Origin of the sequence: Exiguobacterium sp. s152 (genome assembly GCF_018618335.1) — a bacterium.
GTDB classification, from domain to species: Bacteria; Bacillota; Bacilli; order Exiguobacteriales; family Exiguobacteriaceae; genus Exiguobacterium; species Exiguobacterium chiriqhucha.
Genome location: NZ_JACSLX010000007.1, coordinates 22,013 through 47,062, shown reverse-complemented (window position 1 = coordinate 47,062; position 25,050 = coordinate 22,013). Strand labels below are relative to the sequence as shown.

Below are 25,050 nucleotides of genomic sequence, written 5' to 3'. Positions count from 1 at the left end.
CCGGTATGAACCGGGTCAGCCTTTAGGTTATTTTGCGTCCACTTCATCCCACGAGTCTTCATCGACAGCAGGAAGATGCTTCTCTTCGAGTTTCGAGACGACGACCGCACACGCGGCGTCACCTGTAATATTGACCGACGTCCGGAGCATATCGAGGACACGATCGACACCGATGATCAGGGCGATCCCTTCGACCGGTAAGTTGACCGACTGCAAGACGAGCGCGAGCATGACAAGTCCGACACCTGGTACGCCCGCCGTCCCGATTGAGGCGAGTACGGCGGTGATGACGACCGTCACGAGTTCAGCCATCGTCAAATCGGTAGCAAACACTTGCGCAATAAAGATTGTCGCGACCCCTTGCATGATGGCCGTCCCGTCCATGTTGACCGTCGCACCAAGCGGTTGGACGAATGACGAAATCGAGCGCGGAACGCCGAGTTTCTTTTGAGCCACTTCCATCGACACCGGTAACGTCGCGTTCGACGACGATGTCGAGAATGCGAATGTCATCGCCTCGTAGAAGTTTTTAAAGAAAAAAATCGGATTCATTTTCCCGAGGAGGGCGACTGCGCCACCGTACACAACGACCGAGTGCAAGACTAACGTGAAGACGACCGCAAACATGTACCATGCCATCGCTTGAACGGCTGCAAAGCCGATGCCACCGATAGCCGAAGCGATCAAGGCGAATGCACCATACGGCGCGAGCTTCATGACCAAGTGAATCAAATACATCATGACTTGGTCGCCTTGTTTTACAAAGCGTCGCCAAGTTTTCGCTTTATCACCGAGTGCAATCAAGGCAAATCCGATAAATGCCGCGAAGACGATGATTTGAAGCATGTTGCCTTCTGCGAGCGCTTGAATCGGGTTTGTCGGAATCATGTTGACTAACGTCTGCACGATGTTTGATGACTCTTCCGAACCTGATGCATCGAACTCAAGACCTGTCGTCGGGAAATCGCCACGTTCTCCAGGTTTTACAATCGAGGCCACACCAAGTGCCAACACGATGGCGATTGCTGTTGTCGTTAAGAAGAACAAAATCGACTTCGTACCGACGCGTCCAAGTTCTTTCGGATCCCCGAGACCCATGACGCCAAGAATGATCGAGAAGAAGACGATCGGGACGACTAGCATTTTAATCAAGTTTAAAAATACGGTTCCGACCGGCGATAGAAGATACGTGTTCGTCACATCGTAAATGTTGCCTGGCAATCCAGCCAATCCTAAACCAACGGCCACCCCCAACAGGAGGCCAATCATAATTTTCTTAGTTTCACTCATCGTGTCACCCTTTCTCTTTTACACAGTGTGTTTAGTATAGCATAATGCTGAATATTCATACAATTACGCCAATGTCACAATTCTGTAACATGTTGGCGATAATGAGTACGTCTCAAACGAAAACAAAAAAGATTGGAGACCAGGACGGTCCAATCTTTTCACTCGGCTTGAAGACGCGCGAGTTCGGTCTGAAGTTCGGTCGAATGCTCCCAAATTTCCGGACGATGTGCTTGTAGGAACATCGCGAGCACGTTCCGTGACGGTTCGTCCATCATCTCGATGAGAATCCGGCCTTTCAGAGATTTATCCATTTGGTTGACGTGATACGGCAATAACTTGTAACCACGGCGCGCCTCGAGGTCAATCGACATGTCACAAGCCGCGACACCCCCGTAATAGAACCCTTCCGGCTTCCGCCCGACCGTCACCCAGACGATCCAGTACGGTTTACCATTCGGCACCGCTTCTGGATCCGTCAAAAATTTGATGCGTTTCTCGATCGCTGATTTAGCATGCATGGCTCCCATATCGATGACCGCGGTCCCCGCCTCGACATCGATGATGACGGGAGACATATTGTTCAAACTGAGCGAACCGACCCCAAAACCGCCGTGGCCATCGGTCGAATCGTCAGCGACGATGTTAAAATTAATCTCTTTCATGGCATTCCCTCCCTCTCTACTGTACACAAAGACGAGGGAATGTGGCAATCCGGAACGTCAGCACCACTCGATTCGAAACTTCGTACCCGGTCCAATCGCCTGGATGAGCGGCCGGTCTGCCTCGATGACGTGCCCCAGGACGTTGACCCGTTCGTCGGCCACTAAATCGTGTTTTGTGATTTGCAGCTCGCCGGCGTAGCGTCCGTACTTCGCATTATCGACCGTGATCGTTCCGAGCGGACGCGGTCTTGCTGCCATCGGCTCGAGCAAGCGGTCCCCCGGACGGCCATAGCCCCTCGATTCGACCGAACGGACGACGTCACGTGCCGGGTCCATCCGGTTCGTCTGGACACGATAGAAGGCGGCCTCAATCGTCGTCTCCGCTTCGGCCCGCAGGACGAGCATCTCGTCGGCGTGTGAGGCGAACTGTTCTATCGTCTCGTCGGCGAGTCCCGGATCGCCGATCAAGATACGGTCGACGGAATCCTCGAGATCTAAATAACAAGCGAACGTCGACTGCTTGCGATGGTCCTCGAGCGTCGGCAGCCGTTCGAACAGCGGTCCACGTAATGTCCCGTCCCCGGGAATGAACGCCTGGACGCTCAAACCTTGCCGCTTCAGCCAGTCGTTCTTGGCATCGAACCAGTCTCGGTCAAGCCCCGTTTCCGGTCGCGGATAGAAGTTGTGCCACGCCTCGACATTGTCCTTCACGAGGCCGTGTTGCTTCATCTCTATAAGTTCCGTTTCAGAGAGCGTGCTCGCGTTCAAGGCGACCGTCATCCGGGTCGACAAGTCGGCGACTTGTTTCGGGGTCACCCCGTAATCGACGCGCAGCCCCGTCACGCCCCATTCGGTGAGCGTATGGGCATCGTCCCACGTCTTGCCGAGCGCGGCGAGCGACATCGGTGCGATATCCGCAAACAGTTCCATGTCGAGTTTTCGTGCGAGCGTCCCGAGATCACGGAGCCGTTCCGTATACACCGACGTGTCGTCCTCGGGGATATGCAGTGACGTGAACATCGAGGTGAAGCCAATCTCGCGCATGCGTCCGATCCATATCTTGAACTGCGGTGTGAGCGGTTCGCTCAAATAAACCGATAATCCTTTCATCAGAAAACCCTCCTCATCAAATGAAAAGGCGACTCCAAAGAGCCGCCTCGGTTGTTAAATCCCGTCTGCCATTTCTTCTTTGAAGCCGAAGAAATACGTGAAGATGAAGCCAGCAGTATACGAAATGACAAGACCTGCGATGTACGTCAAGTACATGCCGTTGTCGATGAGCGGCGTGAGCGAGAGACCTGAGACCCCGATCCCGAGTGCTGCCGTCTTCATCGTCGCTTGGAAGGCACCGCCGACCGCGGCCCCCATACAAGCCGTCAAGAACGGACGGCCAAGTGGGAGGGTGACCCCGTAAAGGAGCGGCTCGCCGATTCCAAGGAATCCGACCGGGATGGCCCCTTTGATGATGTTACGAAGACGTTGGTTGCGCGTCTTCACGAAAATCGCGAGCGCTGCCCCGACTTGTCCGGCCCCTGCCATCGCCAGAATTGGCAAGAGTGCCGTGTTACCGACCGTGTTGAGCAATTCCAAGTGAATCGGTGTGAGTCCGTGATGCAACCCGACCATGACGAGCGGCAAGAAGAATCCAGCAAGGACAGCCCCTGCTACCGGTCCACCGACTTCAAGCACAGCGTTCAATCCTTGCATGATTCCGTCTGACAACACACCAGCGACCGGCATGATCGCATAGAGCGCCGTGAAACCGACGACGAGGACCGTGAGAAGCGGTGTAAAGATGATATCGACTGCCGTCGGCATGAAGCGACGCACGTGTTTCTCGATATACGTCATGAGCCAAGCGGCAAAGATGACCCCGAACAGTCCACCCCGCCCGACGACGAGCGGTTCCCCATAAATGGTGATGTCCGCGAGCACCGGGTTGAAGAGAATCCCCCCGGCGATGGCACCGAGTACCGGCGTCCCACCGAACTCTTTGGCCGTGTTCCAACCGACGAGGATGGCGAGATACGCGAACACTGTGCTACCGAGCAATAAGAGGATTTGCATCCACGTTTCGGTCGGGTCGACGCCGGCGTTCTTCGCGAAGTTGGCTCCCCCGTTAATGATACCTGAAGCGACAAGCCCTGGAATGAGCGGAATAAAGATGTTCCCTAAGCGACGCAAGAAGCGCTTGAACGGCGACTTCTGTTTGTCTTTCACTTTTTGACGTTCGATGGCCGCCCGTTCGTCCGGCGTCAAATTCGCATCGACCGACTCTTCCCCGATGGCGAGCCCCGTCTCACGGCTGAGATGGTCCGCCACGCGGTTGACCGTCCCCGGGCCAACGACGATTTGCAACGTCTCGTCATCGATGACACCCATGACACCATCGATTTGTTTCAATGCAGTGAGATCCGCTTTCGTCGGATCTTTGAGCGCTAAACGCACACGTGTCATACAGTGCGCGAGTTGACGAATGTTATCTTTCCCCCCGACATGCTCTAATATCGCATGTGCAAGAACCTCTTCTTTCTTCATCTCGAATCCCCCTTATAATGCGTCACGGACGAATCCGTTCGCACGCTCTAATCGCTCGACTGCCTCCGCATGCGGGACGTCGGCTAAAATCATGACAATCGCCGTCTTGACGTGACCACCGGATGAATCGAAATAACGCGCGGCCGTCTGTTCGTCGACCCCTGTCGCTTCCGCAATCATCCGTTTGGCCCGCACTTCCAACTTTTCGTTCGTCGGCTGCACGTCGACCATCAAGTTTTGATACACTTTCCCTACCCCAATCATCGACGCCGTCGAAATCATGTTGAGGACGAGTTTTTGCGCCGTCCCTGCTTTCAATCGGGTCGATCCGGTCAATACTTCTGGTCCCGTCTCGACTTCGATTTTAAACTCGGCGTGGTCGCTGATTTTTGAACCTTTGTTACACGATAGCGCGGCTGTCGTCGCGCCGACCTCACGTGCGTAATCGAGTCCGCCGATGACGTACGGTGTCCGTCCGCTCGCGGCAATCCCGATGACGGTGTCGAACGCATTCAAGTGAAGCGCTTTCAAATCATTGACTGCCAAATCCTTGCTATCCTCTGCTCCCTCGACCGCTTTAATCAACGCCCGTTCGCCACCTGCGATGAGTCCGACGACCATGTTCGGTGACACGCCAAACGTCGGCACACATTCCGCCGCGTCTAAGATTCCGAGCCGTCCGCTCGTCCCTGCGCCGATGTAAATCAAACGTCCGCCTTGTTTGAAGGATGCGATGGCACGCTTCGTCACTTCGGCAATGACCGACAGTTCTTCTTGAATGACGTGTGGGACCGATTGATCTTCCTCATTCATCACTGCGAGGAACTCCTCGACCGCCATCTCGTCCAAGTGCATCGTACGTTCATTTCGTCTTTCAGTAGCCAGTTTGTCTAACATCGCCACCATCCTTTCTTCTCTCTAATTTTATTGTACTAACTTGAAATTAAAAGTCAAACTTATTTAAAAAAATAAGGAAATAAAATTTCATTATAGGTCAGGCGTATACATGTATGCATATAGATTTGTAGACATCTATAGAAAAACGCCCGGCCCTATTGGACCAAGCGCTTTAGCTGATGATTTTTTTCAACACGTGGACGTGATCGCCCCGTGCCGTGATGGAATCTTTTTCATAGACGTAGCCTTGCCGTTCCCAAAAGCGACGCGCCCGCTCATTGTGAGGTAACACTCCGAGTCGGAACACGGTCTGGAACGGACGCATCTGTTCCCGTTCCAGCTGTTCATAGAGACGCTGTGCGAGGCCGGTGCCGTGGTGTTTCTCCTCGACGACAAATAGTCCGAGCCAAAGCGAGCCGTCGACCGGATGCTTCTTCAGCAAATCGGCGACCGCGATGACGTCCCCGTCCGTAAAGACGAGGCTGACGGTCTCTTCGGCTTCAAAGTCGGTCAGATTCTCGTCCCGAAACGTCTCGGGTGTCTGTCCGTTTAACGCGGCGAACGACCGTTGTCGCAAGAGGAACGTCGCCACCGCATCGCGCCACGTTGCGTCATAGACGTGAATCATCGGCGCAACTTCACCATCTCGTCACGCGCCTCGGCGTAGCGATCAATCAATCCCTCGCCTTTGCGGTGCAACAGCCCCATATAAAGTGTGTCGATAATCGTCAACTGCGTCATCCGCGACGCGATGCTCGCGATACGGAAGTCCCGTTCAACGCTCGGCGTGCAGAGTCGGACGTCCGCTTCCCGATAGAGCGGTGACTTATCGAGGTCCGTGATGGCGACGACCGGCACCCCTTTCTTCTTGGCGAAACGGACGAGTTCGAGCACGTCTTTCGTCCGGCCCGACGTGCTGATGGCGACGAAGACGTCGTTCGGTCCGAGATGCGGGATGAGCGACAACATGTAATGGAAATCTTGCGATGTCTGGGCCGCATAGCCGAGCTTCGTGAATTTATATTGCGCGTCGTACGCAGCCGTCGACGAGCCGCCGACTCCATAAAATACGACTCGGTTGGCTCGCGCGAACGTATCAATTGCATGCTCGAGCTCACGCTTGTCCATCGCCTCGGCACATGCCTCGATGGCCATCTTGTTCACATGGATGACTTTTTGGAACGAATCGTACGGTGTATCTTTCTGCTGCAACACGTTGAAGTCGGTGAGCGTCGTCTCGGTGATCGCCAAGTCTTTGACGAGGGCAAGTTTGAACGCCTTGAAGCTATCGATGCCGACGACACGCGCAAAGCGGACGATACTCGCCTCGGACACGTCCGTCTTTTGAGCGAGCTCTTTCGTCGTCATATTTGGGACGAGCGTCGAGTGGGATAAAATATAGTCGGCGATTTTTTTCTCCACGGACGTCATCTCGCTTTTGGCGAATTCGATTTTTTTGAGTAAGGATTCCATCGGGTCATCCCCTTCCTACTTCTAGTTTCTGTTTCCATGATAGCGGATTCTTTCTTCACAAGCCAACTTGGACATGGAAAAAGTCAAGCCATCGCTTGACCTCATGGTTATAAATTTTTGGCGTTGAACGTATCGCTGCCTTGAATCGTCCCGTTTTGGAACCCTTTATCGAACCAACGTTTCCGTTGCTCGGACGTCCCGTGCGTGAACGAATCCGGCGTCACATAGCCGCGTGCCTGTTTTTGAAGCGTGTCATCCCCGATTTGATGCGCCGCATTCATCGCCTCTTCGACGTCACCTGCCTCGAGATAGTCCATCCCTTGGGCGTGGTGGGCCCAAACTCCCGCATAGTAATCGGCCTGGAGTTCGAAGCGAACCAAATATTTGTTGAATTCGGTCTCACTCATCTCGTTGCGGAGCGGCATAATCTCGTCCGTCGTGCCAAGCAACGTCTGGACGTGATGCCCGACCTCGTGGGCGACGACGTACGCCATCGCAAAGTCACCCGGTGCGTTGAACTGTTGACTGAGGTCATCATAAAAACTTAAATCGATATACAGCTTCTGATCACCCGGACAGTAGAACGGTCCGACGGCCGACCCGGCAATCCCACACGCGGATTCGACTTGGTCTTTATAGATGACGAGCGTCGGCTCCCGATACGTCAATCCGTTTTCGGCAAAGATATCGGTCCACACTTCCTCGGTGTCCCGCAGCACGACCGACACGAAATCGGCCATCTCTTCTTCACGTGCTGAACCCTCATACGTTCCAGACGACTGTTCTGGTTCTCCGAGTCCGATATTGTTGACGATATCGCCCGGATTCCCTCCATTGAGCAATGTGAAGACGATAACTAAGATGAGACCGAAGCCCCCACCAATCCCTGCGATGCCTTTCCCTCCGACACGTTGTCCCCGTCGATCCTCGACGTTCCGACTTGCTTGTCTGCCCTTCCATTTCATGCGCCTGTTCCTCCTACGACTAGTCTGTCTTGTTCCTTACCCGGTTTTCACATATTTCGCACCTGCAAATTTAGGGGGCGTCGCGTACGGAGTCGACTTTATTCTTCCCAGTCTGCGCGACTTTCTCTAAAATGAAAGAGAACGAACTAAAAGGAGGAAATGTGATGCCATACGTAACTGTCAAAATGCTCCCAGGTCGCACGGTCGAACAAAAACGTGCGTTGATTGAAAAAGTGACGGACGCCGTCTCCGAGACGACGAACGCCCCGAAAGAAAACATCACCGTCTTCATTGAAGAGATGGACGCGACGCACTACGGTCAAGCCGGCGTCATGCACGCGGATAAGAAGTAAACACAGCGACCGCCCTTCCATCTCGGAGGGGCGGTCGCTTTTTCAGTCTTCCAAATTCACTTCAAACCGCTCGCTCGGGACAGTCGGTTTAATGAGATGACGCGTCGCACGCCAAATGTGATAGCCGATTCGGTCCAGCCAGAGGAGGGCCTGCACCTTTTGAATCGTCTGATCCATCTCGAGTTGATTAGCCGCCGTCTCCTCGAGCAGTTCGGCCCGGTGCGCCTTCCTGTATTCAGCTAGCTGTTTCGAGGCCGTCTTCCACTGCCGCGACTCTTCCGGGGGCGTGTGATGGTTAAGCGTCTCGACCATGTCGAGTTCATGCAAGACGAGCTGACGCGCGACCAGGAAGTCCGTATCGCGGAGCGCGTCGACCGGGTCGACTTCACGCATGACGAACAGCCACCGCTCCAAGTGGTCGATTGTATGGAGCAGCGACAGATGTTGGCCGTAATCGTTGCGTCCTCGCCCTTCTTCCAATTGAATCGTGCTCAAAAAGACCCGGACATCGCTAAGTGTCTTCTCGACGAGTTGGAGCTCATCGTCGCGTTTACGGGCCTCGGTCAGTAACAGTTGCGTCTCTTTGGCCAAATAGCGCTCAATCTCAATCAATGATCGCCGGGCCGCCTCGAGCGCAACCGTCGGGATGCGGGCCATATTCGGGTCGAGGAACCGGGTCAGCTTTTCCGCCCGGCTCGGGATCCACTTGAGCAATTGACGACTGAACGCCTGATGGAACGGCAGGAACGTGAACACCCCGAGCAAATGGAACGAGGTGTGGAACAAGGCGAGCCGCAACAGTTCGTTCCAATTGAGGCGATCGGCCACACCGTTCACGACACCGAACAAGAGCGGGAACGTCAGCCAGCCGATGAGTAAAATCGAGCCGTGGACGAGCACGTGCGCCAAGACGATGCGGCGGGCCGACTTCCAGCCTCCGATTGACCCGATGGCGACGACGAGACTCGTCCCGGCGCTTTGTCCAAGCACGAGCAGACAGGCTTGGGCGAGCGTCACCGTATCGGTCGCGAGCGCCGTCATCGTCAAGACGAGACCAATGCTCGAGGACTGTAATAGGACGGTCATCAGTAATCCTGTCCCAAGCAGTGCGAGTTGATGCAACGGTGTGTCCGCTTCCCAACCAGCGAATGAGAACGTGACGACGTCGCGCATCGCCTCTTGGAGCGTGCCGATGCCAACGAAAATCAAACCGAGTCCGACCATGAGCATACCGATGCGCTTGACGCGCCGTCCAATCAAACGTAGCGCCATACCGACCCCGATGAGCGGGAGCAACAGCTCGCGAATATCCACGTTATAACCTAAGAGCGCTACAATCCATCCGGTCGTCGCACTGCCCGCGTTCGCTCCGATGACGAGTGTGAGCGCTTGGGTGAATGTCAACAGACCGGCGCTGACGAAACTGATCGTCATGAGCGTCGTCACGGTCGATGACTGGAAGAGTGTCGTCATTGTGGCTCCGAGAAACGCACCTGACACCGGTCCCTCTGTCAACAGATTCAAGCGTTGCCGGAGCCGCTCCCCGGCCATGTTTTTCAACGTATCCGTCAACAGCATCATCCCGAGCAAGAAAATCCCGATCCCGCCGACCAATGTGCCAATCCCCATGGTGTCACTTCCTTTTCAACGATTCACTCTCCCCGTAACGTTGACAACATCCATGTTTTTTCTGACGCGTAATCTTTCAAATTGAGGAGCACGTCCTCAGGATAATAGATTTTCTCGTCTGACTGGCGCGAGTTCAAAATCGATTGGACGAGCATCGATACTTCTGAGATTTCGCGACGGTCGCCGTCGTTCATTTGCAGGTAGATGCCTTCGTATTTGCCATGCCCTTTATACAAGTCGTACGGCAGTTGACTGAGCTGGTCCTCGAGTAAGTAGTAGCGGGTCGGCAACCCGATTGACTCCATCGTCGAACGCAAGCGGTCCATGTAGCGGACGCGGTTCGCTTCCGGGAAATTCTTATACTTCAACAGGCGGCGGTTGACGAACCGGCTCGCGAGATCGGCCAAAATCGGGTCCGCCTCGTCCATCCATTCTTGGAAATAGAAATAGACGATTGTTTCATCAAGCTTCAAGTAATGCTCGAGCGTCATGTCCTCATGATTGAAAATCGGCAAGAAATGCTTCGGCGTCATCTCGAAGGCGTAGCCTGACTCGTACAGCTCTTGCGCCCGCTCGAGCACGGCTTTGAGCAACAGGTCGCTCGACCGCGTCGCCGGGTGTAAATAGACTTGCCAATACATTTGATAGCGCCGCATGATATAGTCCTCAATCGTATGCATGCCCGACTGTTTGACGACGACTTGGTCCTCATCGGGACGCAACACCCGAAGCATGCGCTCGAGGTCGAACTTGCCGTAACTGACGCCGGCGAAATGGGCGTCACGGAGCAGATAGTCCATCCGATCGACGTCGAGTTGCGAACTGAGGATATTGACGAGCAGTCGGTTCGGATGTGTCTTATTGATGATGGCCGCCACTTCTTCCGGGAAGCCGACCCCCATCTCAGACAGCACTTTGTTCACTTCCGTGTCCCCGAGGATGATCCGTTCGGTCCACACCTCGTGACGGACGGCGAAGACGTGCTCGAACGCGTGCGAGAACGGACCGTGTCCGACATCGTGCAGCAGCGCCGCCGCGAGCATCAACTCCCGGTTGCGATCATCCCACTCCGGATACTCATGGAACTGATCGATTAGCTGTCGGGCGATTTCGTAGACGCCGAGCGAATGATGGAAACGCGTATGCTCGGCCCCGTGGAACGTCAAAAACGACGTCCCGAGCTGCTTGACGCGACGTAACCGTTGAAACTCTTTCGTATTGATCAATTCCCAGACAAGATGATCATAGACGTATATATAACGGTGAACCGGATCTTTGAACACTTTCGATCCTGACAATTGACCTCGTGACGTATACATGACGTTGCCCCCTACGTTTCATTAATGATTGGATTCGACTTCTAGCGCGTCGTTCCTCCCATGTTATAATGGGAAGGAAATTATTTATTGAAAAGGAATTATGTATATGACCCATCCATTATTACGACAACCGACCTACCGTGTCATTGACCAGTCTTCTCTCGGTCCGGCGTTCCAAGCCGAGCAATCGTTCGCGACGGACGATACGCTCTGTGCCTCGACCGCGACGTCAGGTGCCGTCCTGCGGGCCTGGGTTCATCTAAACACGGTCGTGCTCGGAATTCAAGACGCCCGTCTGCCCCACTTGGCAGATGGCATCCGTTTGCTTCATGAACACGGCTTCCGTCCTGTCGTCCGCAATTCAGGAGGACTGGCCGTCGTCTTAGACGCGGACGTGTTGAACTTATCTTTGATTTTACCCGAGAAAGACGGGATTCAAATCGATAGCGGCTACGAGGCGATGACGTCACTCATCCAACTCATGTTCCAAGATGTGACGACCGAGATCGTGCCTGGCGAAATCGTCGGCTCATACTGCCCGGGCAGCTTCGATTTGTCGATTGACGGCAAGAAGTTCGCCGGCATCTCACAGCGCCGTGTCCGTGGCGGTGTCGCCGTCCAAATTTATTTGAGCGTCCGCAAGAGCGGGAGCGAACGCGCCGCCCTCATCCGTGATTTTTATGAGCGCGCCATCCAAGGCGAAGCGACGCGCTTCACGTATCCCGAAATCGTCCCGGAGACGATGGCGTCGCTCGAAGATTTGCTCGGGATCCCGCTCACTATCGATGACGTGTTGCGTCGCGTCTACACTGTCCTCGGTGGCGTGAGCCGGCTCATTCCAGGCTCGCTAGATGCGAACGAACAAACGACGCTCGCGACCCAGCTCGACCGGATGTGGAAACGCAACGAACCGATTCGCGACATTGAACAACAATTAGCAGAGGAGTGACCGCATGTTTAAAATCATAACCGATACCGGAGCCGATTTGACCCAAGACCAAGTTATCGAGTACGGCCTCGAGGTATTGCCGCTCGGCGTCATCATCGACAACGAGGAATTTTTAGACGGGGAAACGATTCAACCGAAAGACGTGTACGACGCGATGCGGAACGGCAAGACACCGAAGACGTTCCAAATCGAGGCGGCCCGACTTGAGCGTTGTTTCCGCCAACATCTCGAATCAGAAATCCCGTTCCTGTATCTCGCTTTCTCGGGCGAGCTCTCGGGTACCTATCAGACGGCCGTCATGGTCGGCAACCTACTTAAAGAAGAATACCCGAACAGCACGTTCCATATTCTCGATACGCGTGCAGCGTCCGTCGGCCAAGGGCTGTTCGTCAAGACGGTCGCCGAATATGGACAGGATCATACGTATGAAGAGACGGTCGCCTACGCGACGTCGCTCGTCGGCAAAATCCGGCATTTGTTCACGGTCGAATCGCTCGAGTATTTGATGCGCGGCGGCCGTGTCTCGAAAGCGAGCGCGTTCATCGGGGATTTGTTGACAATTTTACCGCTTTTGACAGTCGAAGACGGCAAACTCGTCCCAATCGAGAAGGTGCGCGGTCACAAGAAAGTGTTACGCCGCATCGTCGAGTGGATGACCGAGTCGAAACCGCTCGTCGAGGGTGGGCATATCTTCATCGGTCACGGGGACGACCCGGTCAAAGCCGATCAGTTCGAGGCGTTGTTACGGGAACATGTGAACCCGGCGAGCGTCACGAAGACGATTGTCGGTTCGGCCATCGGGGCGCACACAGGCCCAGGCCTTCTCGTCGTCGGCTATTTCGAGGCGTGACAATCAAACGAAAAACCGCGAGTACCCTCATGGGGCGCTCGCGGTTTTAGTTTACTTGTTCCAGTTGCGGAATCCGTCACCAAACTCGAGGTGCAAGTCGTCTCCGAACACGCCGTTCTCAAACGTCGGTACGTCGACCGGGAGTTTGCCCGCCGGTTTAACTTCACCGAAGATGGCGCGAATGCCGGCCGGGAGGTTCGGTCCTGCCGATTTGGCATTGCCCGCCTCTGAATCCGGTCCGTTCGGGTCACCTTTGAAGCCGTAGATGATGAGCTGGGCCGGTGCATCCGGCTGAACCGCCACATCGTACGGGTTACGCAGGCTGAGCAAGACTGACTTCTTGCCCGTCTCGTTGGCGTAACGGAACACTTCGGCCGGCACGTAGTTGTCAGCCGAAGTCGATTTCAGCTTGGCGCTGTTGTTCACGTTCGAGCCGACGATGATATAGTCGGCCGCGTCGAGTTTTTCTTTCAATGCCGGGTTTTGATCCAAGTGCTTCGTCGATGCCGTATAGTTCGCGGCGATGACATTCACGTCTTTCATGTTGCCGGCGTTCTTCTCGAGCGACTTGATCGTCTTGATCATGCTGTCCGTCTGGTCTTTCGCCGGTGACAAGACGAGGACCGTCTCACCTTTTTTCGGTTTGAACGGAAGCGTCTTGTCATCGTTTTTCACGAGCGTGACGGCCGCCTCGGCGATTTCACGTTCTTTCGCTTTATGTTCGGCACTGCCGACGACCGCATTCGCCTCAGCGAGTTTCGCCTCGAGCGTCGTCGTGTCGACCGATTCTTGCCAAATGCCGCGTTCCGCTTTGAGCGTCAAAATCCGCTCGACCGCTGCATCAATCTTCTCTTCTGACAGGCGTCCATCCTCGACGGCTGCCATGACGTCTTCAAAGATCGTCTCGAGCTTCACGACGTCCGCGTTTGACCGTAAAATCGTCGGCATGAGCGCGATATCCACGCCCGCATCGAACGTCTTGATGACCGCTTCGGCTTCCGTGAAGTTATCGGCAATCGCCTGCATGTTCAAGGCGTCCGTGATGACGATCCCGTCATAGCCCATGTCTTCCCGTAACACGCCCGTGATGACGTCGTCCGAGAGCGTCGCCGGGAGCGGGAACGTGCCGCGCGGTGAGTTCACGACCTCATCTTCGATTTGTGGCATCCCGATGTGTGCCGTCATGATCATGTCGATGCCTTCGGTGATGGCTCGTTTGAACGGTAACAACTCGAGACCGCGCAAATCTTCGAGCGATTTGTCGACGATCGGAAGTCCGTAATGCGAGTCGACCGCCGTGTCACCATGACCTGGGAAATGCTTCGCCGTCGCGGCGACGCCCTGGTCTTGGATTCCTTGTGTCATCGCCGAGCCAAGCTCGCCGACGAGTTCTGGGTCGCTCGAGAACGAGCGCACGCCGATGACCGGGTTAGCCGGGTTGTTGTTGACGTCTAGCACCGGACCGAAGTTGACGTTCACCCCGAGCGCGTTCAACTCCGAACCGATAATATTCCCCGCGTCGTATGCGTACTGGCTGCTCCGTGTCGCCCCGAGCGCCATGTTACCCGGCAAGTTCGTGCCCGTTCCGAGACGTGTCACGATTCCACCCTCTTGGTCAATCGTGATGAAGAGCGGTACGTCGTTGCTTTCGTCTTGTTTGACGACTTCTTGGAGGTCGTGGACGAGTTTCGTCGTCTGTTCGGTCTCGGTCACGTTTTCCGCGAACAAGATGACACCCCCGAGGTCAAACCGATCGACGACGCGCGCCACATCTGTCGCGAGTGCCGTATGGTTCGCCCCGTTCCATAATCGGAAGTCTGGCATGATCATTTGACCGAGCTTTTGTTCAAGCGTCATCGACGTGAGCTTGGCGTCCACACGCTGCTCGATTGATGGTGCTGGCGTCTCCTCCGCTACGACCGCAGTCGCCATCGGGACCGATGAGACGAGTAGCGCTGTCGTTAGCCCCAGTGTCGCCGTCCAGTTCAATGCTTTGTTCATGTTCCCCACTCCTTTTTTGAAAGTTTCCCCGACCCCCAAACAAAAAGGCATGGAGGAAGAAGCGTTGCCTCACCAACGCTCGTTCACCCCATGCCTGATCGTATCAGTTACATATGGTCCTTATTCAGGTGGTCAACATCAGTATAGCAATTCAAAAAATGGGAAACAACACTTCACATGAAAGCGTAACCATTTTGAAATATATATTCTGTTTTGAAACACATTCAAGCTGTATTGGCAAAGCCAATAATTTCGCTGGTTCGAATTCGACCGCATCTTTGGTAAACTCTTTTTGTTAGGGGTTAACTTTCAAAAAGGGGGAAATCATCTTGGCACGAGGGGAACTGCAACGAAAGCCGGAATGGTTAAAGATTAAACTGAACACGAACGAGACATACACTGGTCTCAAAAAGATGATGCGCGAGAAAAATCTACATACGGTTTGTGAGGAAGCGAAGTGTCCGAACATCCATGAATGTTGGGCCGTCCGCCGCACCGCGACGTTCATGATTCTTGGAAGCATCTGCACCCGCGCCTGCCGCTTCTGCGCGGTTACGACGGGCAAGCCGAACGAACTCGACTGGGAAGAACCGAAACGCGTTGCCGAGTCGGTCCGCCTCATGAACCTGAAGCACGTCGTCATCACGGCCGTCGCCCGCGACGACTTGAACGACTACGGAGCGACGGTATTCGCCGAGACGGTCCGCGCCGTCCGTGCCATGAACCCGGAGACGTCAATCGAAGTGCTCCCGTCCGATATGATGGGTGACTTCTCGGCGCTCCAGACGCTCATCGATGCCGGCCCGGACATCATGAACCATAACTTGGAGACGGTCCGTCGTTTGACACCGAGAGTCCGCGCCAAAGCGACGTACGACCGGACGCTCGAATTTTTAAAACGGTCGAAAGAACTGAACCCGGACATCCCGACGAAGTCGTCCATCATGGTCGGACTCGGCGAGACGAAGGAAGAGTTGATTCAAGCGATGGACGACCTCCGGGCCCATCACGTTGACATCCTCACGCTCGGCCAATACTTGCAGCCGACGAAGAAGCACCTCGACGTCGAGCGCTACTACCATCCAGATGAGTTCGCCGAGCTGAAAGAGATCGCGTTGGCGAAAGGCTTCTCCCACTGTGAGGCCGGACCGCTTGTGCGTTCCTCGTATCACGCGGACGAACAAGTCCACAAGGCACGTCGTCACACGATGTTGCCAATCGACTAAGAGAAAGAAGAGACGTTTATGATTGGAACGACATGGCATTTGCTTCATACCGCCCCGCTGTCCCCAGCCAAGAATATGGCTATCGATGAGGCCATCGCCGGCTGGGTCGCGCGCGGTGACGTAAAACCGACACTCCGTTTTTACGCCTGGGCCCCGCACGCCATCAGCGTCGGGCGCTTCCAACGGGCGACGCGCGATCTCGACCGCGACGCGCTCGCTTTAAATGGGATCCCGGTCGTCCGTCGTTTGACCGGCGGACGGGCCGTTTTGCACGCGGACGAGCTGACGTATAGCGTCATTCTCCCTGAGACGATGCCATCCTTGCCGACGAACGTCATCGAGAGCTATCGCCTCCTGACCGAAGGGGTGCGTCGCGGGTATCACGCACTCGGCGTCCCGGCCGAGTTCTCGGTGCCGTTGACCGAGGCCGACCGTGAGGCGCTTCGAAAACCGAAGTCGGCCGTCTGTTTTGACGCCGCCTCGTACTATGAGCTCGCCGTCGACGGGAAAAAGATTGCCGGGAGCGCCCAAGTGCGCCACCAAGGTGCCGTCCTGCAACACGGCTCAATCCCATTGTCGATTGACGATGACGTCTTGTTCGACTGCTTCAATCTCGAGGCCGATGCGAAGGCGGAGGCCAAAGCCCGCTTTGGTGACAAGGCCGTCTCCTTGAACGAGACGCTCGGTCGACCGGTCGCCTTCGACGAGGTCGCGGCGGCGTTCACGGACGGGTTCAGTGACGCGTTCGACTTGACGTTCGAACCGCTTACGTTCACCGAGGCGCAGCAACAAGAGATTCAGGAGCTCGTCGCCAAATATGAGAGTGACGAATGGGTCTGGAAACGCTAAATTCAAACAACACCCGATCGAAGTGAGGGGATCCTCTCTTCGATCGGGTGTTTTCGTTATTGTTGCGTATAAATCGAGACCGAGCCTCCGTTGACGAAGAACTGACCCCAGCCGTCAGCATTGATCGTGACGAGACGGGCGTTGTTGTTCGTCATGTCTTTCCATACCTCGCCGGCGTTCTGCTTGCCGACGTACATCCACTTCGAGCCGCCCGGACCGTCCGATAGAATCGTCGCGAGACCCGATTTGGCACGGTCGGTCACACCTTCACGTGTCCAGCCGATGACGTCCTGATGATCGAGGTAGTCATGCTGCGTCCCGTAGGCGAAGTCTTTTCGTGCCTTCAAAATCGGTTGGAGCGTGCCCGACATGTTCGGGATTTCGCGGTTCGTCGTCCCTTTCGTGCCGTAATAGTCTCCATAGAAGAGGGCCGGATAACCCTGACCGCGCGTCATGATCGTCGCGTAGGCGAGCGGTTTGAACCAGTTGGCGACCGTCGACTCGAGCGACTGGCCCGGCTGTGAGTCGTGGTTATCGACAATCGTCACGGACAGCGACGGATGCTGTTCGGTGACGGTGCCTTTCAGGATGTTGCGCATATCGTAATTCCCGCCGCCGTTACCAGCCGCTTGGAAGTTGTAATGGAGCGGCACATCGAAGACGGAATGCGTGTAGCCCGTCTTATACAGATAGTCGTTGATGGCACCGAGGTCGTTCTTCCAATACTCGGCGACCGTGAACATCTCTTTCCCGGTCGTCTGGCGCACGCTCGTCACCCACTCCTTCAAATACGAGTGGCTGATATGTTTGACCGCGTCCAACCGGAAGCCGTCGAGCCCGAGCGAGTCGGCGTACCATTTACCCCAGTTCTTCATCTCTTGGCGGACCTCAGGATGCTCGAAATCGACGTCGGCATACATAAGATAATCATAGTTGCCGTTCTCGTTCGACACGTCCGTGTCCCACGCCTTGCCCGTGCTCTTAAATTTATAGATGCGGCTCAAGCTGCGTGACTGATCCCAATCGGTGCCGTCAAAATGGTACCAGCGCCATTTGAATGGCGAGTATGTATTGTTGCGCCCCGCGAAGTTGAACCCGGTCCAGGCCGAGATGCCATACTCACCGGACGTTTCTTGGTTCCGGTTCGACGGATTGACCTCGATTGCCTGAACGGATTCGGTATAATCGGCCCCGCCCTTGTGATTCATGACGACATCGCCGTACACACCGATTCCTTTACCGCGCAAGTTCGAGATGGCGGTCTGGAGCTGCGCTTTCGTCCCGTACTTCGTCCGGGTCGTCCCTTTTTGGTTGAATTCGCCGAGATCGTATAAATCGTACGCCCCATACCCGACATCGTTCTGTGACGTGCCTTTGTACGCCGGCGGAATCCACACCGTCGTCACCCCGATGTCTTTCAAGTGCTGCGAGTCATTCGATAGTCGGTTCCAATGCAGCCCGTCGTTCGGGACGTACCATTCAAAGTACTGCATCATCGTACCGTTTTGCGGCGTCGTCGCCTGTGCGACCGGTTGCCCGGCGAGCAGTGCAATCGCGGTGACACCAGCCGTCATCGCTAACCCTTTCCGTCTTTTACCCATGCCCGTTCCTCCTCTTCAAAATGAATGCAAGCGATTTCATTAATTATCATGCCCGATTCTATTTTGGTTGAATAGAGGATTTCCATAAAACAGTTCTCTGCGCCTAACTATTTTTTTCTTGAATAGTTCAGTCGACCAAAACAAAACGGATGGCTTGTGCCATCCGCCTAGTCATTCATTCCGTTCCAAACGTTTTCGCTTCACGAGGTATCCGAGATAAGGGAGTCCGGTAAAGACGAGGCCGATGACGACCAGCGTCTGCAACACCAAGATGATGGCTTCCGCCGTCTGTGGCCAATCCAATTGCAACATGAACACGAATCCGAGTGATAGCAATAGACAAATGAGCGCCGCCCGGCCCATCGTCCGCTCGACTTGGCCGTATTTCTCTTCGGTCGTCTGGCGATCGGTATAGAGAGGCGTCGCGTCCGGACGACCTTTGAACACATGAATCTCTTCACCTGTCGACGTGACATGCTCCCAGCCGCTCGCGGCGAACAGCTCGAAATATTCCGCGTCCGGTTGTTTCCGATAATCGAGACTGTAGCGCACATCCATCGGTTCGCCTTCAACGAGCGTGTAGCCGAGCGGCGCGAACTTCTCTAAATGCCAGCCTTGAGCGGCCATCCGTTCCAATTTTTTCATTTCCCGTTCTTCGGCGAACGCCAGTCCCCAACTCGACATATATTTCCGTTTCATCGCTGTCCCTCCCCTTCTAAAATGAAGCGTGCATCATCGACGATCGCTTGCCTGCGTTGCAAGTCTTCCGCCACGAGCGCACGCCCCTGTGCCGTGATCACATAACGTTTCTGTTTCCCGTCCCCGTCAATCGGCTCGATCAGCTGTGCGTTCACGAGTTTCTTGATGATTGTGTACATCGACGCCGGCCCGATTTTAATCCGCCCGTTCGTCAACTCGTCGACGAACTGCATAATCAAATAGCCGTGACGCGCCTCGGTCAAGGCGAGCAGGATATAGAGCATGCTGTCGGTCAATTCGCCGAGCTCGATCGTATCATTACGCGGCATCCCGCCACCTCCTATATCATTCATTGATATATCTTACCCTTAATATATATCGTTGAATGATATATGTCAATGAATGATATAAAAAAAGCCGCAGACAATTTGTCTGCGACCTGGTTAACTGGTGACGTAATCTAAATCATGCAAGATGTACGCCAAGAAGAACAACATGCTCGGGTTCTCGTAACGCATCTGCACTTTACGGAGTTGCTCGCGATACGTGACCTCATATTCGGCCCCGTTCATCTTCCGCTCCATGTTCATCTTGATGAGCGCGTCGAGCTTGTCCATCATGTCGACGAGCATGCCTTCATACGTGTCATCTTTCGAATCGGCCATATAGCGCCGGAACGCCGGCTGCATATAGCCCGGGAGGAGCGACAAGAGCGCCTCGCTCTCGGCCCGTTCATACGCCTCGAACGCCGCACCGGTCTCGGCAGTTGAATGTTTCACCGGGCCGAGCACGTCCCCGGTCACCCCCTCGACGAGATCGTGACAGAGCAGGCGCGCTGTCAGCTCGGCGACATCGACATCGACGTCATATTTCTCACGCTCGAGCAATCCGCTGAACATCCCGAGCGCGGCCGCCCGGAAGCCATGGATGGCGTCGTTATCGTCAATCGTGTTGAATCGGCCTTTCCACCGCCGGACACTGTCCATCCGCATGACGTTCTCGATGAACGTCGCCACGTCTGTCTCCGCTTCGACTTGTTCATACAGCCAACGGACCGATTCGAGCGGATGTTCGCGCAGGGCCGCTTTCATCTCTTCTAGCTTGGCGACGAAATGGGGCGAGCCGTGGCCGACTTCCCGACGAACGAACAGCATCGCGTCGAACGAGTCGATTCCATCGACGAGCCGTCCTTCGAATGAGTCGTCCTCCGCTTCGACGAGGAAACGATAAAAATGCGGCCGGAGCGACTGCGACAACAACTCGACGAGTCCGAGACTCGCCGTCCGCTCCATCCGTTCGATATGTTCTTTGAGCGTCGGTTCTTTTTTCGTCCGGTGCATGATTGGACCGGTCTGCACTTCGTTCATATCATGGAACAGCGCCTTGCCGAGCACGTCGAGCAAGTTGACGTCCCGTCCTTTGTTCTCTTCGTAGTATGCCGCGATCAAGCTGAAGACAGCGACGCGGAAACTGTGGCTTGCCGCGTTGTCATGATAATGCGGCGCATACTCGTCCCATCGTTGCACGTTCTGCATGCGTGTCATCTTGCGGATAAACGTTCCGTTATACATCAAATTCCTCCTTGGTTCAGTCGCTCCCACGAGTCATCGTGACAGACGATGTAAAGCATATCGCTCGCCTGAAGCGGTGTATCGAGCACCGTCGCGTAATCGAGACGGTCGTTGACGGCGATTAACGTGACGCCTTGATGCAACAAACTTTCCGCAGCGTCCCGGATGGTCGTCCATTCCGGTTTCGGTGCGAGCGCCTGGATGTTGCCGCCTGACTGTTTACTAAGCAGCTGACGGAAAATCGATGTCGTCCCCGGCTGCAGCGTCGCTTTCGCCATGAGGAGTGACACCGAGTCGTTCGCGAGAATAAAGTCGTCGATTCGGACGTGTTTGAATTTCGAGATGTTCCGTTCCTCGCACACCTCGACGACCGTATGCAAATCGACGCCACGTTCAGACGAGAGCGCTTCGACCGCTGACGCGATGAGCAACGATTTCCCGTCAGCGAGGAGTGTCTCCGTGATGCGGGCATCCGCGAAGATGGCGACCCGGCGCGCCTTTAAAATATTGGCCTGCAAGAGTACGGCCTCATCCGACGCGTCACCGTGGACGAAGTGGACATTGTCGTGGTCGTACGCTTCTTCCTTCAACTGATCGATTAAGACGATCTCAGCCTTTGGCTCATAGACGAGCACTTCATCAATTGCCTTTTTCGTCTTCGGCGACCAGCCGATATAGACGTAATGCCCTTCTCCTCGATACACTAACTTCCCCTCCCGTTTTAACCGTTGAAACGTCGCGCCGACTTCAACGAGTTTTCCAATCAACGCCCCGATAATCCCGATCCCGAACAGGAACAAGAAAATCCCGAGCCAACGTCCCGCGACCGATGTCGGGAAAAAGTCACCGTATCCGACGGTCGTGAGCGTCGTCATCGTCCACCAGAATGAGTCGAACATCGACGGGAACGTCTCCGGCTCGAGCACAAACCCGAGGACGGTACCCGTCAAGATGATGACGAGCGATGCCAAGACGACGTTCAAAAACGATAATTTCGATAATCCGCGCCAGACACGAAAAAAGATATGCACAGAAAAACCCCTCCTTTTCCTATATACTAGAGACAACTTACTTGATTTACGAAACCACCTTACGTTCGGTTCCGTATAGAAAGAAAAAAGAAAGGACGACGTCATGAACTCAATCGTTTTGGAATATCGACTTTATAAAAATGAACTTTCATTCGAGCCACTCTACCATTATACATCGCTCGGCCTCGATGAAGTACTTGCCCGTCGCGAATGCGAATTTTTCGTCAAGGACGGCATGACCTACAAGCAACGCTCATCGGCGCTCGAAGGCGAGCAATACTTCTTGATTTACGTCGACCGTTACACGGAAGGCCCGGTCGACAAGCATGAGACGACCGACATCAAAGTCGAGATCCGGACGCTCGACGACCGGTTCGACAATCCGATGCTCGAGGCGTATTACGTCGACCGTCATCTCGACGCCCTTGCCATGCTCGGCAGCCAATATTTGTACGTCGCCGGCAAAGAATATGAACGTGACTCGGCCGAGACGGATGAGGATCGCGGCGTCTATGTCATTTACGTCACCCCTACAGGTTATACATTGGAGGAATCAACATGAAGACAAGCAAAAAAATATTGAGCGGTCTGTCGGCCGCAGTGTTAACCGCTTCGCTCGCGGCGTGTGGCACCGACGAAACCGAGCAAGCGACGTTACCGGAAGAACCGACGGGCTACGAATGTGACGATTGGGACTGGGATGATGAGACGGAGTCATATTACTGTGACGATGAGCGTTCTCCTCACTTCGGCAGCTTCTTCTTGCTCGGCAGCCTGTTCAATTCAAAGAGTGCATTGAAGAATTCCTCGTCTTATAAAAATTACCGTTCGAATGGCGGCGCCAGCAGCATCACCCCGAACAAATCGAACTCAGGCTCTAACTCGGGCCTCGGCAGTGGCTCAAAAGGCGGCTTCGGGGGATGAAGCGCGACGCGTTGTTCGGCCAAATCCCTTTCTTTTGGCCTGACTTGAACGACGAGGAGTACGCCCTTTACGACTGTCTCGCCATGTCGGGTGACACGGTGAGACAAATTCGGAAGGCGACGCGTGACGTCGATACGATTTTCCGCAAGGCGAATCGCCTGCTGCGCACGCTCCCGGACGACACGCTCCGTTTGCTCGGTTACCCTGAGGCGAGCTTGCCGTTCCTCCGGGACAAGTCACTGCCGCAAGAGACGATTATCGGTCGCTATGACTGGATCGTCAAAGACGGCACCATCAAGTTGATGGAATTCAATGCCGATACACCGACGTTCATCAAAGAACTGTTCGATGTGAATGGCTATGTGACGACAGAATTCGGGCTCGACGACCCGAACGCGGCGTCGACCGAAGAGCTCAAGGCCGAACTTCGAAAAGCCGTCATCGCAGCGTGGCAACGACTCGGTCGGGACGGGACACCGAAAATCGTCTTTACGGCCCACGATGACAACATCGAGGACAAATGGACGACGCGCTTCCTTCAAGAGACGCTCGATTTGCCGTCCGAATTCGTCCCGCTCGACCGATTGCTCGTCGAGGCGGACGGCGTCTTCACACCATCTGGGGAAAAAGTCGACGTGTTATATCGTCAGACGTACCCGATCGAGCATCTGGTCGACGACCAGGCACCCAATGGTGATTTGATCGGCATCCGCCTGCTCGAACTAAACGCGGCCAAACGCGTCTCGGTACTCAATCCGCTCTCGGCGTTTCTCATGCAGTCTAAAGGCGTCCAAGCGCTCATTTGGGAACTGTATGAGGTCGATACATATTTCGACGAAGCGGAACGTTCCATCATCGAGACTTATTTTTTACCGACGTATCTCGAGCCTGATCCGTTTATCGGCCAGAGCGCGTACGTGCAAAAGCCCGCCTTCGGCCGGGAAGGCGACTCGGTCATCCTCTATGACCAAGCCGGCGTCCCGTTCCATAAAGAGGCGCTCCAGACGTACGCGGACGAGACGGCGGTGTATCAACAGTTCATCGAGCTGCCGACCCGTCTGACGAACACGGTCAACGGTCCGCTCGAGACGCACTACATGGTCGGCTGTTTTTGTTTGAACGGCCATCCGTCCGCCCTCGGCGTCCGCGCCGGCAGCATGATCACGAACAACCAGTCTTACTACTTAGCCATCGGCACAACAAAGGAGAATAACTTATGACGTTCATCACGCTCGATTCCATCTTGAGCTTCCTCGCTCACCTCGGCACAGGGTTTGGCCTGATTTTAGCCGGACTCGTCGTCTTCGCCCTTACGACGAAGTATTCGGAACGTAAATTGATTAAAGAAGGTAACGTCGCCGTCGCCTTGAAACTTTGGGGGAAAGCAATCGGACTCGCCATCGTCATCTACACGGTGTGGGCGAACAGCGTCAACCTGCTCGACGCCTTCATCTGGGGACTCGTCGGGATTCTTGCCCAAGTGCTCGCCTTCTGGACATTTGAATACGTCCTGACACCAGGCGTGAACTTAGAGAAAGAAGTCGAGAACGGCAACCTCGCCATCGGGATTAGCCTCTTCTCCGCCTCACTCGTCGTCGGCATCATCGTCGCCGCGAGCTTGACGTACTAATCAAACAGCCCATGCGCTCAGGATTGAGGCATGGGCTGTTGCTATAGAAAGGAAGAGACAAATGTTCAAACGAAAAATTATCGGAGTGTTGCTAGCTTGTATCGCACTTATCGCCTTGATACAAAACGGACCTACATTTTTAGAGAATCGAAAGCTTGATCGCTATTTGGCTGATGACGGTTTTCACGCCTATACATTCGATCAATTTGATGAATCAAACCTCGCCCTGTTCACAAATGAGAACGAGACAATGCTTGGACTCGCCGAGATGAGTGGTGACGGGTATGGTGCCACAACTGTCGAGACAGTCGATGCAGCTCCGTTCGACTATATCGAGCTTGAACATGAAGGCACTTATTATTGGGGGGTGCGTCTCAACAACAACCCTCAAAAAGTGGCTTCTCTCCGCATCATCGGAGAGCGTATGCAAGGAGAACACGTCCTCAATCGTCCCGAAGAGGATACATTTTCTAAATATCATATCTTGAAATTACATAACGTCCCTCAAGAAGATTGGACGATTCAAACGTTAGACCAAAATGAGCAAGTCATTGACTCGATCGATTTCTGAAAACTGAACAAGGAGAGGCAAA

At 54.7% G+C, this 25,050-nt stretch carries 26 protein-coding genes; 10 read left to right on the top strand and 16 right to left on the bottom strand.

The window, feature by feature from the left end; translation table 11 throughout:
* Positions 1-27: 27 nt before the first annotated feature.
* The 8 genes from KNP72_RS12185 to ypfJ form a co-directional block, all read right to left on the bottom strand.
* Positions 28-1,290, bottom strand: a complete 1,263-nt coding sequence (locus tag KNP72_RS12185) for a dicarboxylate/amino acid:cation symporter (RefSeq protein WP_214719255.1) — start codon at positions 1,288-1,290, stop codon at positions 28-30.
* Between the two features lie 158 nt (positions 1,291-1,448).
* Positions 1,449-1,952, bottom strand: coding sequence for a YwhD family protein (locus KNP72_RS12180; RefSeq protein WP_214719253.1), 504 nt, complete (start codon positions 1,950-1,952; stop codon positions 1,449-1,451).
* Positions 1,953-2,009: 57 nt separating this feature from the next.
* Positions 2,010-3,062, bottom strand: coding sequence for a DUF871 domain-containing protein (locus KNP72_RS12175; protein ID WP_214833580.1), 1,053 nt, complete (start codon positions 3,060-3,062; stop codon positions 2,010-2,012).
* Between the two features lie 54 nt (positions 3,063-3,116).
* Positions 3,117-4,490 carry a PTS transporter subunit EIIC gene (locus tag KNP72_RS12170; RefSeq protein WP_214833577.1) on the bottom strand — a complete coding sequence of 458 codons (1,374 nt, stop codon included), beginning with the start codon at positions 4,488-4,490 and terminating at the stop codon, positions 3,117-3,119.
* A gap of 12 nt (positions 4,491-4,502) precedes the next feature.
* On the bottom strand, positions 4,503-5,396 hold the full coding sequence (gene murQ, locus KNP72_RS12165; protein ID WP_285800967.1) for an N-acetylmuramic acid 6-phosphate etherase: 894 nt from the start codon (positions 5,394-5,396) through the stop codon (positions 4,503-4,505).
* A gap of 163 nt (positions 5,397-5,559) precedes the next feature.
* The gene (locus KNP72_RS12160) at positions 5,560-6,015 is read right to left on the bottom strand and encodes a GNAT family N-acetyltransferase (protein WP_214833573.1); all 456 of its coding nucleotides are present in this window, start codon (positions 6,013-6,015) and stop codon (positions 5,560-5,562) included.
* Entirely contained in the window at positions 6,012-6,860 is an 849-nt protein-coding gene (locus tag KNP72_RS12155) for a MurR/RpiR family transcriptional regulator (protein ID WP_021066056.1), read from the bottom strand. The genes KNP72_RS12160 and KNP72_RS12155 overlap by 4 nt, the downstream gene beginning before the upstream one ends.
* Before the next feature lie 107 nt (positions 6,861-6,967).
* Positions 6,968-7,825 carry a KPN_02809 family neutral zinc metallopeptidase gene (ypfJ, locus tag KNP72_RS12150; protein WP_214833570.1) on the bottom strand — a complete coding sequence of 286 codons (858 nt, stop codon included), beginning with the start codon at positions 7,823-7,825 and terminating at the stop codon, positions 6,968-6,970.
* Between the two features lie 164 nt (positions 7,826-7,989).
* Between ypfJ and KNP72_RS12145 the strand changes: the two genes are divergently transcribed.
* Entirely contained in the window at positions 7,990-8,178 is a 189-nt protein-coding gene (locus KNP72_RS12145; protein ID WP_012727443.1) for a 2-hydroxymuconate tautomerase, read from the top strand.
* Between the two features lie 42 nt (positions 8,179-8,220).
* Here the strand turns inward: KNP72_RS12145 and KNP72_RS12140 are convergent, their stop codons facing one another.
* Both KNP72_RS12140 and KNP72_RS12135 read right to left on the bottom strand, forming a co-directional pair.
* On the bottom strand, positions 8,221-9,807 hold the full coding sequence (locus KNP72_RS12140; RefSeq protein ID WP_214833568.1) for a Na/Pi cotransporter family protein: 1,587 nt from the start codon (positions 9,805-9,807) through the stop codon (positions 8,221-8,223).
* A gap of 23 nt (positions 9,808-9,830) precedes the next feature.
* A complete protein-coding gene (locus KNP72_RS12135; RefSeq protein ID WP_214833566.1) occupies positions 9,831-11,126 on the bottom strand; it encodes an HD domain-containing protein in 1,296 nt (431 codons plus the stop codon).
* 100 nt (positions 11,127-11,226) lie between these two features.
* Here KNP72_RS12135 and KNP72_RS12130 point away from each other — a divergent pair, with 100 nt between their 5' ends.
* Entirely contained in the window at positions 11,227-12,075 is an 849-nt protein-coding gene (locus tag KNP72_RS12130; protein ID WP_214833563.1) for a lipoate--protein ligase family protein, read from the top strand.
* Positions 12,076-12,079: 4 nt separating this feature from the next.
* Complete coding sequence (locus tag KNP72_RS12125; RefSeq protein ID WP_214833562.1) at positions 12,080-12,925, top strand: DegV family protein; 846 nt, start codon at positions 12,080-12,082, stop codon at positions 12,923-12,925.
* Positions 12,926-12,976: 51 nt separating this feature from the next.
* Here the strand turns inward: KNP72_RS12125 and KNP72_RS12120 are convergent, their stop codons facing one another.
* On the bottom strand, positions 12,977-14,926 hold the full coding sequence (locus KNP72_RS12120) for a glycoside hydrolase family 3 protein (RefSeq protein WP_214833559.1): 1,950 nt from the start codon (positions 14,924-14,926) through the stop codon (positions 12,977-12,979).
* Positions 14,927-15,252: 326 nt separating this feature from the next.
* Between KNP72_RS12120 and lipA the strand changes: the two genes are divergently transcribed.
* Entirely contained in the window at positions 15,253-16,152 is a 900-nt protein-coding gene (lipA, locus tag KNP72_RS12115; RefSeq protein ID WP_353048459.1) for a lipoyl synthase, read from the top strand.
* Positions 16,153-16,170: 18 nt separating this feature from the next.
* Complete coding sequence (locus tag KNP72_RS12110; protein WP_214833553.1) at positions 16,171-17,001, top strand: lipoate--protein ligase family protein; 831 nt, start codon at positions 16,171-16,173, stop codon at positions 16,999-17,001.
* 56 nt (positions 17,002-17,057) lie between these two features.
* Here KNP72_RS12110 and amyS read toward each other — a convergent pair whose 3' ends face one another.
* The 5 genes from amyS to KNP72_RS12085 form a co-directional block, all read right to left on the bottom strand.
* Positions 17,058-18,575 carry an alpha-amylase gene (amyS, locus tag KNP72_RS12105; protein ID WP_251129007.1) on the bottom strand — a complete coding sequence of 506 codons (1,518 nt, stop codon included), beginning with the start codon at positions 18,573-18,575 and terminating at the stop codon, positions 17,058-17,060.
* 198 nt (positions 18,576-18,773) lie between these two features.
* Complete coding sequence (locus KNP72_RS12100) at positions 18,774-19,301, bottom strand: DUF2812 domain-containing protein (protein ID WP_214719227.1); 528 nt, start codon at positions 19,299-19,301, stop codon at positions 18,774-18,776.
* Complete coding sequence (locus KNP72_RS12095; protein ID WP_214833547.1) at positions 19,298-19,630, bottom strand: PadR family transcriptional regulator; 333 nt, start codon at positions 19,628-19,630, stop codon at positions 19,298-19,300. Before KNP72_RS12095 ends, KNP72_RS12100 begins: the two co-directional genes overlap by 4 nt.
* A gap of 114 nt (positions 19,631-19,744) precedes the next feature.
* Positions 19,745-20,872, bottom strand: coding sequence for a YfbR-like 5'-deoxynucleotidase (locus KNP72_RS12090; RefSeq protein ID WP_214719224.1), 1,128 nt, complete (start codon positions 20,870-20,872; stop codon positions 19,745-19,747).
* Positions 20,872-21,903: an ion channel gene (locus tag KNP72_RS12085; protein ID WP_214833544.1), complete on the bottom strand. Its 1,032-nt coding sequence runs from the start codon at positions 21,901-21,903 to the stop codon at positions 20,872-20,874. The genes KNP72_RS12090 and KNP72_RS12085 overlap by 1 nt, the downstream gene beginning before the upstream one ends.
* Before the next feature lie 103 nt (positions 21,904-22,006).
* Here KNP72_RS12085 and KNP72_RS12080 point away from each other — a divergent pair, with 103 nt between their 5' ends.
* From KNP72_RS12080 to KNP72_RS12060, 5 genes are all read left to right on the top strand, one after another.
* Entirely contained in the window at positions 22,007-22,465 is a 459-nt protein-coding gene (locus tag KNP72_RS12080) for a hypothetical protein (protein ID WP_021066042.1), read from the top strand.
* A complete protein-coding gene (locus KNP72_RS12075) occupies positions 22,462-22,827 on the top strand; it encodes a hypothetical protein (RefSeq protein WP_214719221.1) in 366 nt (121 codons plus the stop codon). The genes KNP72_RS12080 and KNP72_RS12075 overlap by 4 nt, the downstream gene beginning before the upstream one ends.
* A complete protein-coding gene (locus KNP72_RS12070) occupies positions 22,824-24,047 on the top strand; it encodes a glutathionylspermidine synthase family protein (RefSeq protein ID WP_214719220.1) in 1,224 nt (407 codons plus the stop codon). Before KNP72_RS12075 ends, KNP72_RS12070 begins: the two co-directional genes overlap by 4 nt.
* Positions 24,044-24,457, top strand: a complete 414-nt coding sequence (locus KNP72_RS12065) for a DUF350 domain-containing protein (protein ID WP_021066039.1) — start codon at positions 24,044-24,046, stop codon at positions 24,455-24,457. The genes KNP72_RS12070 and KNP72_RS12065 overlap by 4 nt, the downstream gene beginning before the upstream one ends.
* Positions 24,458-24,518: 61 nt before the next feature.
* Positions 24,519-25,028, top strand: a complete 510-nt coding sequence (locus KNP72_RS12060) for a hypothetical protein (protein WP_214719218.1) — start codon at positions 24,519-24,521, stop codon at positions 25,026-25,028.
* Positions 25,029-25,050 lie beyond the last annotated feature (22 nt).